A 13,651-nucleotide genomic window follows, 5' to 3' on the forward strand; every position below is an offset into this window, starting at 1 on the left:
GTGTGATGTGTCCCTTCCGCGAGAACCATTGGCGTGGTCTCGCCGACCATCACACGATGGCCACCCCCGACGTGGTCACCCACGCCGACAACGGCCCGACCGTTACACCACGACCTGGGACGTCACCCCCGGCTAAGAAAATGGGCAGCAGGGGGACGACCAACGGTCGTAGCCCTCTCAACGAACGGCTGCAGCGCCTCAGCGAGCGGCGGCGGCCGACTCGTCGAACAGCATCCCCTGCCGCGTGACGCCGACGACGGCGGGCCGGACGCCGATCTCGGCGCCGCTGAGCCAGTGGACGCCGAACAGGCGCCGCGCGGTCTCGTCCAGCCCGTCCGAACCCGCATGGCGCCGGGCGCGGTGCAGGGCCCGCGTCGCCCACAGCTCGACCGGCGGGCCGGGCTCGTCGGACACCGTGGCGCGGACCAGGCCGACCTGCTCCGACGCGGTCAGCGCGAGCATCGTCCCGACCGCGGACCGGCCGATCGCCACCCCGGCCGGCACGATCAGCGAGAACGGCGCCGGGAAGCCGGTGCGCACCGGCTCGGGCGCGAACCGGACCCGAGCGTCGGCGGCGAAGTAGTCCTCGACCCAGCGGGGCAGGGCCTTGCTCGGCGACACCGTCACGACCAGGTCGGTGTACTCCGCGGCGAGAACGCTGTCGACGGTGACCTGCACCTCCTCCGGTGTCCCGCTCGTCGCGTCGACGACGGCGTGCACGACCGGCACCTGCCACATGCGGCCGACGTCGGAGGGGCGGAACAGCGGGATCGGCAGGTAGTTCGCGGCCAGCCCGGACCGCTCCCGCTTGATCTCGTCGCCGCGGATGGCGAAGTTGCGAGCGCCCTGGTGGTAGCTGCGCGCCGCCGGCTCGGGGATCAGCACGGCGCCGGCGGTGTAGGCGCGGTAGCCGAACTCGGTGTCGACGATGCCGCGCAGCCCGAACGTGGAGAACCCGCCGCTCTCGGCGTACAGCGCGCGCGGCGCGGAGACGCTGGCCCCGACGACGGCGAGGAAGGCGTCGTCGACGGGCCGAGTGAGCCGGTCGGCGGACTTGATGAAGTCCTCCTGCCAGCCGTGCCGCTGCTGCTTACGGCCGGCCAGCAGCCGGTCGAACGTGTCGTCGCGGGTGGCCTGGAGGACGTCGGCGGCGGTGATGTCGTCGAAGTCGACGAACATCTTGTGCCCGAGCACCACGGCGTCGGCGACGGTGTGGTGCCAGCGCGCGTGCGCCTCGACGTGCGTGCGGGTGGCGACGATGTCGGCGTCGAGGAACAGCACGACGTCGCCCGTGGCGGCCTCGGCGCCGGCGTGCCGGGCCCGCCCGGACCCGTGCCCGTCGCCGGGCGGCAGCCGCAACACGCGGGCGCGCTCCGGGTGGACGGCGGGCAGCCGCAGCGGCTCGGCGGACGCGTCGTCGACGACGATGACGTCGAGCAGCTCGGCCGGGTACGTCTGCGCCGCCAGCGCGGCCAGAGTGAGGTCCAGCTCGTCCTGGCAGTCCTTCGCCGGCAGCACGACCGTCACCGTCAGAGCCGGCGTCCAGGCGCCGAGCTCGGGCGCCTCGACGGTGGTCCACTCCTGTCTTGGCACGGCGACAGGCGTACGGACCGTGGGCGACATCATTCCTCCGCTGGAGCCGGGTAGGGTGAGGGCGCCGCTCACCGGGCGGCGCCAGACTGAGAACCTACCGGGCCGTGTGATGCCGACCAAAACTGACCTCCAACCAGCGCCGACGCCATCCGGGTATGTCCGGGACTGGGGCCTTCTGGCCGCTCTGACCCCATCCGAGCTGCGGACGGCGACGAGCGCCATCCTGGCGACGCCGCTGCCCGTGGTGAACACCGCGCTCGTCTCCCCTGTCGGGTTCGACGCCTTCGACGACGACGTGCGGGGCGATCGCGCCCGGCCGCTGGCGCAGGCGAGCACGACGCCGTCCGGCGGGCTGCGGATCCGGGCCGGCCGCGCCCGGCTGGCGGAGCTGGACCGCGCGTCCGCGCTGAGCCCGGCCCAGCTGACCGAGCTGCGCGCGTACGCCGCCGTGGAGGTCCCGTTCGGCGCCGCCGCCGGTCCGGTCGAGCTGGCCGGGTACCTGCGCCAGCTGCTGGTCGCCGGGGTCCCCGTCCTGGCGCCGGACCTGCCGCTGGTGGTGCGCCGGCTGCTCGGACCGGTGCTGGGCGAGCTGGTCGCGACGCTCACCTACGCGACGGTGGCCGACCCGGACCGGCGCGAGCGCTGGTCGGTCGCCGCCCGGCGCGCCGCACTCCGGGCCGCGACGGCGGCGGCCGGCGTCGCGTCGTCGCCGCCCTCGGTCACCGCGATCGTCTCGCCGGGCGACACCGGCGTGCTGGACGATCTGCGCCGGCAGACCTGGCCCGCGCTCACCGTCCGGCCCGCCGGCGACGCGGCGGAGCGGCAGCGGGCGCTGGAGACGTGCACGACCGAGCTGGTCACGCTGCCCGCCGCCGGTCTGCGCTACGCGCCCGAGCACGTCGAGGACCTCGTGCTCGGCCGCGGCTACGGGCTGCGGCCGATCAGCGGGGTCCGGGTCCGGCGCACGTTCCTCCCGGCGCTGGACGTCACCGTGCGGGCGCCGGGCCTGCCGTCCGAGCGCCCGGCGGACAGCCTGACGGCGGCCACCGTGCTCGGCTCGCCGGCCGACCTGCTCGCGCTGGGCCTGGATCGCCTGGACGACCCGCTGGCGCCCGTGGACGTCGGCGACGACGGATACGCGGTGCACGACCGCGGCGTGTGCCGGGTCGCCCGCGACCCGGGCGAGCTGGACCGCGCGCTGCGCGCGGGCGGCCGTCAGCTCGGCGGGTCGGGCCGGGTCGACGCCGGCTACGCGTCCTACTTCGCCCGCCACTCCTGAGCGCCGGCGGTCACCTGGCCAGCGGCGCCGGCGCCGGCGCTTGCGCCTCCGCGCGGAGCTTCTGGACCGTCTCGACCAGCTCGGCCGCCCGGGCGTCGAAGGAGTGCTCGCGCCGGACGCGTTCGGACAGCTGCTCGCGAGCGGCCGCCCGCTCGGGCGTCTCGCGCAGGTGGGTGTCGACGGCGGCGGCGAGCTCCTGCGGCGTCGTGTACGTCAGCACGACGTCGCCGAACAGCTCGTCCAAGCCGTCGACCACGTCGGTGACGACCCTGGCGCCGCAGGCCACCAGGTCGAACAGCCGGTTCGACAGCAGGCCCTCGGTCCGCATGTCGGCCCAGTGGTCGTTGAGCACCGCACCGGCGCCCGCGTAGACCGCGGCGAGCTCCTCATTGGGGATGTACTCGCCGAGCCAGGCGCCGTCGGGCAGCAGCCCCTCCCAGCGCACGCCGTAGACCGACGGGACGATGCCGGCCGCCAGCGCCGCCTCGACCGACGCGCGCATCCCCCGCGCGTTGCCGACGAACAGCACGTCGTGGCGGCGGCGCGGGTCGGCGGGGACCGGCCGGAACCGGCGCGTGTCGGTGGCCTGCAGCAGCGGCCGGACCGGCGCGCCGAGGTCGGCCGACATCCGCCGGGCCAGCCCCGTCGAGGCGGCGAACACCGCGTCGTACGAGGCCAGCTCGCGCCGAGTGACCCGCTCCGGGTGGCTGATCACCCAGGAGAGGTTGGTCTGCTGCGGGTTGACCGCATAGGCCCGGACCCCGCGCAGCACCAGCGCGACGTCGTCGAACCGGGACGTCGGGCGGTACCACGCGTCCTTGGCGTCGATGACCGCCTCGTGGCCGAGCCGCTCCAGCGCCTCCTTGAGGCCGATGGCGAAGTGCCAGTCGCCCCAGTTCGTACGCCGTGTGACGTCCGGCGCGCCGATCTTGATCGCCCAGCGCAGCGGCCGGTCCGGGCGGTCGCGCACGATGATCGGATCGAAGCCCCAGTGCGTCGGGGACTCGCCGTCGTAGCCGACGATCGTGTAGCCCTGGTGGCCCCAGACGATGTGGTCGTCCTGGTCGACGACGTCGGCCCAGCGGCTGGTGAACAGCTCCTGGTTGTCGGTCGCGGTGGTGGTGGCCGACGCCGACGTGCGGCGCTCCGGCGTGTCGGTGAGCGCCACCAGGCCGGTGGGCTCGTGCCGCAGCGGCCGCTCGGTCAGCCGGGCCAGCCGGAGCGTGAGGTCGGGGTTGTCGTGGTCGTTGACGAACAGCGGGTCGAAGCCGCGGACGGCGGCGAAGTCGGCGGCCCGGACGGCGAGCGACAACGGCGACAGCCCGGCCGGCTCCGACGGCTCGGTCACCTCAGGGGCGTCGCCCGGGAAGCGGCGGTAGAGGTTGTGCGGATGGGCGCCGCGGGCGAACGCGACGCCGGCCGACCACACCGTCCCGTCGCGCAGCAGCACGAGCGGCTGCACCGCGGCCGCGCCGTCGGCCAGCGCCGCCGTCAGCGGCTCCAGCCAGCCCGGCTCCACCCGAGCCGCCGACGGCAGGAAGACGATGATCTCGCCCGTGGAGTGGGCGGCGCCGATGTTGCGCGACAGCTCGGTCGACAACGGCTGCGTCTGCCGCAGCACCCGGACGTTCGGGAACCGGGCCGGCAACAGCTGCAGCCGCAGCGCGTCGCCCTCGGGCGCCTTCGCGTCGACGATGACGATCTCGACGTCGCCGCTGACGGCCATCAGCCGCTCGACGGTGCCGATGACGGGCCCGGCCGAGCCGGCGGCGTGGATCACCACCGACACCGAGCCCGGCCGGCGCTGCGCCAGCCCGGCGTCGATCGCGTCCCAGTCGACCAGGTGCTTGGCCCGGATGACGAAGCGGTAGCCGAACAGCTCGTTGATGGTGATGCGGTCGCTACGCTGCTCCCACGCGTCGTAGCGGGTGGCGATGAACGGCGCCAGCTCGAAGTCGGTGACCGCGGACATCCGGATGAACAGGTCCCAGTCGACGTTGCGGCGCAGGTTCTCGTCGAACCCGCCGACCTCGTCGAGCAGCGAACGCTCGTGCAGGACGACGATGCAGTCGATGAAGTTGCGTTCGAGCAGCGCGGCGCGGTTGTAGGGCAGCGACCGGTAGCCGACGCGGCCGTCCGGCTTCTCCTCGACCAGCTCCGACACGGCGTAGGCGAACCGCAGCTGCCGGGTGCGCACGAAGGCCACCATGACCTCGAGGAAGTCGGGCAGCCAGATGTTGTCCGAGTCGAGGTAGGCGACGTACTCGCCCCGGGCGCGCGCGAGCCCGGCGTTGCGGGCGGTCGAGACGCCGTCGGCCTGCTCCCGGCGGACCAGCTCGATGCGCTCGTCGGCCAGCAGCGGCTCGATCGCCTCCGCGGTGCCGTCGCTGCTGCCGTCGTCGACGACGACCAGCTGCCAGTTCCGGTACGTCTGCGCGAGCACGGAGTCGATCGCGGTGAGCACGCCCTCGCGCCGGTCCTTCGTCGGGATGACGACGGTGACCAGCGGCACCTCCTCGGCGAGCTGGGCGTAGTCGGCGAGGACGCCGCGCTTGAACTCCTCGGCCGCCTCGTGGTCGAAGGTCTTCGCGGTGCGCGGCAGGTGCTCCCAGCCGCGGGTCTGGTCCATCAGCCGGCGGTGCCGGCGGGCGAAGTCGGCCAGCGGCGCCTCGTGCACCTCGCCGACGGCGCGCACGTAGCCATCGACGTCGAAGACAGGGCTGGTCTGGGCCCCGGACCGCCAGCCGATCTCGAGGTAGTGCCCGAGCGGGCCGCCGGCATGCTTGGCCGCCTCCGGGTGCTGGCTCAGGTAGAGCTCCGGGTCGAACAACGGGTGCGGCGGCACGTTGCGGCCCATGCCGCGCAGGATGTAGTGCACGAACGGCGTGACGTCCAGCCGGCTCGGGGTCCGGCGATGGTCGCGGTACCAGTCCGTGGCGAAGCACGGGTTCGGCGAGATGTCGTTCTCTGCGCCGGCCATGACGTAGTGGTCGATCGGGTCGACACCGTCCGGGATCGGCTCGGCCAGCTGCTCCTCGTACCAGCCGGCGTCGAACAGACCACTGGCCCGGATGGCGTCGGCGATGCGCTGCTCACGGGTGACGGCATCGGACCGCAGCTGCGACCGCCTCCTCCGGACCAGACGACGCAACCTACGGGCCGGCAGCTTCATGACGTGGTTCTCCTACGGCAGCGATCGTGGAACCCTCGCGCGCCCCCCGGGGTCCGAACGCCGATATCGTAGACGGTCGAGCCGGATGGAGGTCCCGCAGTGCGATGGTTGGTCACGGGCGCGGCCGGGATGCTGGGCCGCGACATGACGACGGTCCTCGACGGCGCGCAGGTCACCGCGCTGACCCGGGCCGACCTCGACATCACCGACGCCGCCGCCGTCGACACCGCGGTGAGCGGCCATGACGTCATCGTCAACACCGCCGCCTGGACCGACGTCGACGGCGCCGAGACCGCGGAGGAGGCGGCCACGGCGGTGAACGGCGCCGGGCCCGCGCACCTGGCCGCGGCGTGCGCCCGGCACGGCGCCCGGCTGGTGCACGTCTCCACCGACTACGTGTTCGACGGGGCCGCGACGGCGCCGTACCCGGAGGACGCGCCCACCGCGCCGCGGTCGGCGTACGGACGCAGCAAGCTGGCCGGCGAGCGGGCCGTGCTGGCGGCGCTGCCGGACGCCGGCTACGTCGTGCGGACCGCCTGGTTGTACGGCGAGCACGGCGGCAACTTCGTGAGGACGATGGCCCGCCTGGCCGCGCAGCGCGACACCCTCGACGTCGTCGACGACCAGCGCGGCCAGCCGACGTGGTCGATGGACGTCGCCCACGCCATCGCCGGCCTGGTCCGCGCGGACGCGCCGGCCGGCGTCTACCACGCGACGAACGCCGGCGAGACGACGTGGTTCGGGCTGGCCCGGGCCGTGTTCGCGCAGCTCGGCCTGGACCCGGCCCGCGTCCGGCCGACGACCACCGACAGGTTCCCGCGCCCCGCGCCGCGCCCGGCCTACTCCGTCCTCGGCCACGACGGCTGGGCCAGGGCCGGGCTGGCGCCGCTGCGCCCCTGGGACGAGGCCCTGGCGGAAGCCGCCCCCGCCGTCCTCCCCCAGGCCTAGGGTGTGGCGCGAGCGGCCAGCGCCGCGGTCAGCAGCTCCCGGGCGCGCGCGTCGAACGAGTGCGCCGTCCGGATCTCCTCGGACACCAGCTTGAGGGCCTCCGGCGGGCAGAACTCGTCCGGCGCCATCGCGCACAACGCCGCGAGTTCCGTCGGCGTCGAGTAGGTACGCACCGCCGGCCCGAAGATCTCCGCGATCCCGTCGATCGGGTCGCTGATGACCCGTGCGCCGGCGGCCACGGCGTCGAACACCCGGTTCGAGATGAAGCCGTGAGCCCGCATGTCGGCCCAATGGTCGTTGAGGACCACCCGCGCCTGGCCGTAGGCGGCGCTCAGGTCGGCGTTGGGCAGATAGTCGCCACGCAGATACCGCGCTGGGATGTCGTCACGCCAGTTCAGGCCGTAGACGTGAACATCGACACCGGCGAGGATCGCGTCCCGGAGGGTCCGGCGGATCACCCCACGCCGCCCGGAGCCGACGAACAGCACCGGCCCGGCGCCGTCGAATGACCGCGGCTGGAACCGCTCCGGGGCGGTCGCCTGGAGCAACGGCCGCACCGGCACGCCCCATCGCGCGCTGCGCTCGGCCGCCCAGGACGCCGACGCCGCGAAGACGGCGTCGAACCGGCCGGCCTCTCGCTCGGTCACCGCGTCCGGGTGGCTGATCACCCAGAGCAGGTTCGTCCGGAACGGATCGGGGGCGTACGACTCCAGCCCGCGCAGGGTCAGTGTGACCTCGTCGAGGTAGGCCGTGGACCGGTCGAAGGCGGTCCTGCGGTCGACCGCGACCTGCTGTCCGAGCCGGCCCAGCGCGTCGGCGAGGTCCCGGGCGAAGTGCACGTCGCCCCACGTGTCGCCCCGCGCTCCGGCGTGTGCGCCGATCTTGATCGACCACCGCAACGCCGGGGTGCGTTCGGTCACCGTCGTGGCCGCCGGCCGCGTCAGGACCGGCAGCGGTGTCCGCGACCCAGCCGCGTCGACGGGGCCTGGATGGACATGCGCCACGGTGAAGCCGGCCCGCTCGTAACGCCAGAGCTCCGATTCGGGCAGGCGCCCGGACCAGCGGGCGGCGAACTCGGTCCGGTTGGCTGAGTGGAAGGCCATCCGCCCCGCGGTCTTGCTCTCGTGATGCACGACGACGGCGTCGGTGACGACGGCGAACCGGCCACCCAGCTCCTCGGTCGCGCGCAGGCAGAGGTCGACGTCCTCGCTGCCGTTGATGTACATCGGGTCGAAGCCGCGCAGCGCGGCGACGTCGCCGGCCCGCATCGCCAGGGCCGCGGCGGTCACGGCCGTGAAGCCGGTCATCGTGCCCTGCCGCTGCGCGTCCTCGGCCGGGTGGTGCGCGAGGAAGGCGTGCGGGAAGCCGTCGCCGCCGGCGAAGACCGTCCCGGCGGACTGGATGGTCCCGTCCGGGTACACCAGCAGCGGCTGGGCGCCGGCGACCGCGGGATCGGCCAGCGCGTCCACCAGCGGCCGCAGCCAGCCCGGCCGCACGGTGGTGTCGTTGTTGAGGAACACGACCATGGCGCCGGTGGAGTGCGCGAACGCCAGGTTGGAGCCGGTCGCGAAGTGCAGGTTGCGGGCCACTCGCACCAATCGGAACCGCGGCTCGGCGGCGAAGCGCGTCCTGATGATCGCCGACACCGCCCGTCGCGACCCGTTGTCGACCACGACGACCTCGACATCGTCACCCGCGGTGTCGGCCGCCTCGAGCACCGACTCAGCGGCGGCCAGCGTCAGCCGCCAGTCCTGGTACGTCGGGATCAGCACCGAGACCCGCCCGGGCACTCTGGAGGCGAGGCCGGCGTCCACCGCGTCCCAATTCAGGTGGTGCTTGCCCAGCACGACGTACTCCCAGCCGGGAGCCTCGGAGAAGGTGATCCGGCCGGGGCCGTCCGGCTCGCCGTTCTCCTCGCCGCCGACGAAGGGCAGCAGCCGCAGCGGCGTGATCCGTGCGATCCGGATGACCAGGTCATGGTCGACCCAGCGCCGCAGCGACTCGTCGAAACCGCCGATGTCGTCGAGCACCTCGCGCTCGACGACCAGGGAGATCATGTTCACGTGGTTCTTGATCAGGAGGTGGTCCGCGGTCCCGTCGAAGGCGAGGTAGCGCCGCCGAGTGTCCGGGCCGCGGTCGAGCACGGCGTGAGCAGCCCGCAGGCCTTCGGCGTTCATCGCCTTCAAGGCCAGCTCCAAGAAGCGCGGCCGGTACAGGTCGTCGGAGTCGAGGAAGGCCACATAGCGGCCGGTAGCAGCGCTGATCCCGGCGTTGCGCGCGGCGCAGACGCCACGCCAGGGACCGGCCACCACCCGCAGCCGGTCGTCGGCGGCGGCCAGCTCACGCAGGACCTCCGGCGTCTCGTCGTCGGACCCGTCGTCGACCACGATCAGCTCGAGTTCGCGCAGGGTCTGGCTGAGCACCGACGCGACGGCCGCGCGGATCTCGACCGGCCGGTTGTGCACCGGGATCACGACACTGACCAGTGGCCCTTCGGCGGCGGAGGGCAGCGGCATGACGGCGACGCGGGCGATGTAGGCCTCCTCCTCCGCGCGGTCGAAGTCGCCGGTGGCTCGAGCGCCCTTGCCGAGCGCGAAGGCATCGCCCCACTCGCGGGCCGTGGCGATGGCACGCTCGCGGACGGTCGCCTGCGTCGGAACCGGCCCGGTGAAGTCCGGCCCCACCGGCGCCGGAGTGTCCGGGCCGGCGTGCTGGCGGTAGTGGCCGAGCGCGCCGCCAGGATGGCGAACGGCATCCGGGTGGGCGGCCAGGTACGCCTCGATGTCGAAGAGCGGCCCGAGCGAGCCCGTGACGGCGTGCCGCGCCAGCTCGAGCGGGTCGACACCCTCCCGCGCCGTGAACCGCGGGTCGTGGAACTCGGGCTCATACAGCGGGCTCGGCGAGAAGCCGCGATGCAGCCCCCAGTTCAGGTAGTGCCGGCCGGCGGCGCGGTTCGACGCGAACTCCCTGCCTGCCTGGGCGCCGTAGAACTCGCGATCCAGGACGTTCCAGCTGAGCAGTTCCGCGATCGGGTCGGCCGCGGGCGACGCGTCCACGACCGTCGGCTGTTGTTCCAGCCGCGGGCCACCCGCCGGCGTGGTCCGATCGTGGGCGAGCCTCGACCGCGCCCGTCGCGCGAACCGCCTGATCCCGTCTCGCCGCGGCGAGCCCCCCATGTCCTGCCACCCTCCCGACGTCCGCTTCGCGCTGAACTGGATCAGCCGAATGTCATCATTCAGGCAACGCAGCGGAGCGTACGACAGGTTGCTTCGGCGTTAACTAGGGCCTGTCTCCTAATTGGCGCGTAGCAACCGCCGGACCACCAACTAGCCCGAGCCCAAGACTGGGGTAGGACGGATGGGACGTGCCCGTGCTTCAGCAGTTCGACGTGGTGATCATGCGCCGCGGCGTGCCTGAGGTAGGGATCGAGCCGGGTACCCGGGCCGTCGTCGTAGACGTGCATCCGTCGCCCGCCGAGCTACGAGGTTCGAGATCGTCGACGATCAAACCGGCGCGACCGTCTGAGCCGGCGCCGTCCCGGCAACGCGCTGTCCTCACAGCGGCGGCCACGCCTTCATCGCTGCCTTAGCGACTTCTTCCAGCTCGGCCCGAGTCGCGCCCGAGACGGCTTGGACAGCCATGCCGTTGGCGACTGTCATGACGTAGCGGGCGAGTTCAGTCGGTTTGCTAGTGGCGGGGAGGTCCCCTTCGTCGATGGCGCGTTGGAACCGGTCGCGCAGGTGAGCCACGCTGTCGTTACGCCATGCGACCAAGACGTCGCGTGCATTCTTTGCAGTGGCGCCGGCTGCGAGGGAACCTTGGACGCCGAGGCATCCAGGTGGGTAGCCGGGGCGGGTGCTGGCCTGAGCCGCACCGACCAGGAAAGTCCTTGCCACCTCCTCTGCGGTTGGCTTGTCCATCGCCTGCGCGACGTAGTCGATGCCGTCTCGCGTGTATCTCTCGAGAGCCAACCTGAAAAGCTCGTCCTTGTTCCCGAACGCGGCGTACATGCTCGTGCGGGTGATGCCCATCGCCGCGGTCAGGTCCGCGAGGGACGCGCCGTCGTAACCCTGCTCCCAGAACACCCGGGTCGCGCGTTCCAGCGCGTCCTCGGTGTCGAAGCCGCGAGGTCGTCCTAGGCGTGACTTCGTTGCGGGATCCACGGGCCCGATCCTACCAATTACGTACCGATCGATCTAGATGTGCTAGGTTTCCATTCAGTATCGATCGGTACTTAAATGAGAGGGAAGCGAATGGGACACTTCACGGGCAAGGTGGCGCTCGTCACCGGTGGCGGCACCGGCATCGGTCGGGCGGCCGCCGAACGCTTGGCGCGAGAGGGCGCACACGTGTTCATCACCGGGCGCCGCCAGGCCGAACTGGAGGCGACGGCGGCCCATATTGGTGCCGAATCGGTAACGGCGGTCGTAGGAGACATCTCCCACCTCGAGGACCTCGACAGACTCTTCGAGACGATTCGGACTCACGGCCACGGACTGGACATCCTCTTCGCCAACGCCGCGGTCGCCGAGCTCACGCCGCTCGAGCAGGTCACCGAGCAGCACTTCGACCAAATCTTCAACGTCAACGTCCGGGGAACGGTATTCACCGTGCAGAAGGCGCTGCCGCTGCTCAATGAAGGGGCTTCGGTGATCCTCTGCTCCTCAACTGCAGCCGAGCAGGGCATCGAGAACTTCGGCATCTACTCTGCGTCCAAGGCTGCCGTCCGCGCCTTGGCGCGATCCTGGACCCCCGAGCTCAAGGCGCGCGGTATCCGTGTCAACGCTGTCTCGCCCGGCTCAATCGACACTCCGATCGTTGAGCAGCTCGTCGGCGAGGAGAACGCGGCCGCTGCGCGCGTGGGCCTGGCCGAAAGCACGCCCATCGGTCGCATCGGTCAGCCCGAGGACGTCGCAGCAGCAGTCGCCTTCCTGGCCTCTGGGGACAGCAGCTTCATCGCAGGCTCGAACCTCTACGTCGACGGTGGTCTCAAGCAGGTCTGACCTGGCTGTGTCACCACAGGACCAGTAGCAGCATCCCTGCGAATCAATATGTGTGCAGGAGAGGATCCAGTGACGAAGACACTTTGACTCATCGATAGCGGCGATCTCGGTAGCTCGATTGCGCGCCTCGCATGCGACGCCGGTTACGCCGTCGTACTCAGCAACTCCCGGCACCCCGACACGCTGGCTGATCTCGCCAGCGACCTCGGTGAGAATGCGACCGCCGCGACCCCCGCAGGGGCGGCACGGACCAGCGACGTCGTGGTACTCAGCGTGCCGCTGTTCGCGATCAACGACCTTCCCGTCGGCGACCTCGCAGGCAAGGTCGTCATCGACACGACGAACTACTACCCCGAACGCGACGGACAGATCGAAGCTCTCGACAACATGTCTCCTGACGGCTCGGGAACGGATGGCCGTCGTCGGGTCGGCCCAGGCGGTCAGGACTGTGACGGTGCCCTGTTGCGAGCAAGGCCCCTATAGAGACACGCCTGGCCGACCCGACGGCAGCAAGCACCGCCCCGGACGCGCAGTCGACAGATCAAACACAAGGCACCCAAGGCCAGTCGTAACGCGGGTCAGACCACGATCCGGGGCGGCACCATCTCATCCTCACAGTCGTAACGGGTGGCCAGGGCGCGCCATTGCTTGGTCAGGGCGAAGGACCGCTCGACGACGTTGCGTCGTTTGTAGGTCTGGGCGTCCAGTGCCGGTGGTCGCCCGCCGGCGGAGCCCCTGCGCTGGCGGGCGGCTGCGGAGTCCTTCTTCTCGGGGATGACCGCCTTGATCCCGCGGGAGCGCAGGTGCTTGCGCACGGGACCGGTGGCGTAGGCGCGGTCGGCGATCGCGGCATCGGGCGTGGTGCGGGCACGTCCCGGGCCCAGGCGCGGGACGCGGATGTCGGCCAGTACCTCGGTGAGCATGGCGCCGTCGTTGCGCTGCCCGCCGGTGACGACCGCGGCGAGGGGGCGACCGTGCCCGTCGACCGCATGGTGGATCTTGCTGGTCAGCCCGCCACGCGACTTTCCGATACCGTGGCCTGCAGGTTCACGTTCCCCGCCGAGCGGGCTGGGGACGAACCCCTCAGGCAGATTCGTGTGGTTCGCCCGTGCCCCCCGTTGTCCTGCTCGGGGCGGGTGGTGTTCGTCGCGTGCTGGTGAGCACGGTTGATCGTGGCGTCCACCGAGACGGTCCAATCGATCTGCCCGGCAGCGTCGGCCTGGGCGAGCAGCCCAGCCAGGACCTTGTCCCACGTGCCGTCCTCGGCATACCGGCGATGGCGCTTCCACACCGTCTTCCACGACCCGAACGGCTCACGGGGCAGATCCCTCCACGCGATCCCGGTCCGGTACCGGTAGATGATCCCCTCGACCACCCGACGGTGTCCCAGAACGGGTGCCCACGCCGGCCAGCGTTCGAGGGCAGCAGCGGCTCGATCCGCTCCCACTGGGCATCGGTCAACGACTGGAACCGGGACGAGGTCACACCGCGATCATGCAGTGCACCCGCTCACAGATATGGGAGACACGCCCTAGCCTCGATGTTTCGCCTGGCCGCTGGGTTGCTGTTGAGGTTTGTGCGTGTGGGGGCGGCTTCGGGGAGGCGTGCTCGGTTGCCGGCGCTGGGTCCGCCGGCTCTCCGGGTTCCTCGGTTGTC

The 13,651-nt window shown here is 71.9% G+C and carries 8 protein-coding genes and 1 pseudogene; 4 read left to right on the plus strand and 5 right to left on the minus strand.

Annotation, left to right across the window (positions count from 1 at the left end; genetic code table 11):
- Positions 1–198 precede the first annotated feature (198 nt).
- A complete protein-coding gene (locus tag C1I92_RS31290) occupies positions 199–1,593 on the minus strand; it encodes a glycosyltransferase family 2 protein (protein ID WP_158564373.1) in 1,395 nt (464 codons plus the stop codon).
- A 244-nt stretch (positions 1,594–1,837) separates the two neighbouring features.
- Here C1I92_RS31290 and C1I92_RS31295 point away from each other — a divergent pair, with 244 nt between their 5' ends.
- A complete protein-coding gene (locus C1I92_RS31295) occupies positions 1,838–2,872 on the plus strand; it encodes a hypothetical protein (RefSeq protein WP_146605357.1) in 1,035 nt (344 codons plus the stop codon).
- 10 nt (positions 2,873–2,882) lie between these two features.
- Here C1I92_RS31295 and C1I92_RS31300 read toward each other — a convergent pair whose 3' ends face one another.
- Positions 2,883–6,044, minus strand: coding sequence for a glycosyltransferase (locus tag C1I92_RS31300; protein ID WP_111258550.1), 3,162 nt, complete (start codon positions 6,042–6,044; stop codon positions 2,883–2,885).
- Positions 6,045–6,143: 99 nt separating this feature from the next.
- Here C1I92_RS31300 and rfbD point away from each other — a divergent pair, with 99 nt between their 5' ends.
- The gene (gene rfbD, locus C1I92_RS31305; RefSeq protein ID WP_111258551.1) at positions 6,144–6,992 is read left to right on the plus strand and encodes a dTDP-4-dehydrorhamnose reductase; all 849 of its coding nucleotides are present in this window, start codon (positions 6,144–6,146) and stop codon (positions 6,990–6,992) included.
- Here rfbD and C1I92_RS31310 read toward each other — a convergent pair.
- A complete protein-coding gene (locus C1I92_RS31310; protein WP_158564375.1) occupies positions 6,989–10,048 on the minus strand; it encodes a glycosyltransferase in 3,060 nt (1,019 codons plus the stop codon). The genes rfbD and C1I92_RS31310 overlap by 4 nt on opposite strands.
- Before the next feature lie 498 nt (positions 10,049–10,546).
- Positions 10,547–11,155 (minus strand): TetR/AcrR family transcriptional regulator, encoded by a 609-nt coding sequence (locus C1I92_RS31315; RefSeq protein WP_111258553.1) that lies wholly within the window; start codon positions 11,153–11,155, stop codon positions 10,547–10,549.
- Between the two features lie 90 nt (positions 11,156–11,245).
- Between C1I92_RS31315 and C1I92_RS31320 the strand changes: the two genes are divergently transcribed.
- Together C1I92_RS31320 and C1I92_RS31325 are read left to right on the plus strand one after the other, a co-directional pair.
- The gene (locus C1I92_RS31320) at positions 11,246–11,995 is read left to right on the plus strand and encodes an SDR family NAD(P)-dependent oxidoreductase (RefSeq protein WP_111258554.1); all 750 of its coding nucleotides are present in this window, start codon (positions 11,246–11,248) and stop codon (positions 11,993–11,995) included.
- A gap of 90 nt (positions 11,996–12,085) precedes the next feature.
- Positions 12,086–12,478, plus strand: a complete 393-nt coding sequence (locus C1I92_RS31325) for an NADPH-dependent F420 reductase (RefSeq protein ID WP_199521780.1) — start codon at positions 12,086–12,088, stop codon at positions 12,476–12,478.
- Between the two features lie 95 nt (positions 12,479–12,573).
- On the opposite strand, the pseudogene C1I92_RS35715 reads toward C1I92_RS31325, so the two are convergent.
- Positions 12,574–13,480, minus strand: a pseudogene (locus C1I92_RS35715) (IS5 family transposase).
- Positions 13,481–13,651 lie beyond the last annotated feature (171 nt).

The sequence above is a fragment of the Jiangella anatolica genome (assembly GCF_003236295.1).
GTDB lineage: Bacteria > Actinomycetota > Actinomycetes > Jiangellales > Jiangellaceae > Jiangella > Jiangella anatolica.

Excerpts from the sequence above, each read along its gene's own strand:
- C1I92_RS31320 (WP_111258554.1), top strand. The coding sequence starts at position 11,246 with ATGGGACACTTCACGGGCAAGGTGGCGCTCGTCACCGGTGGCGGCACC.
- C1I92_RS31300 (WP_111258550.1), bottom strand. The coding sequence starts at position 6,044 with ATGAAGCTGCCGGCCCGTAGGTTGCGTCGTCTGGTCCGGAGGAGGCGG.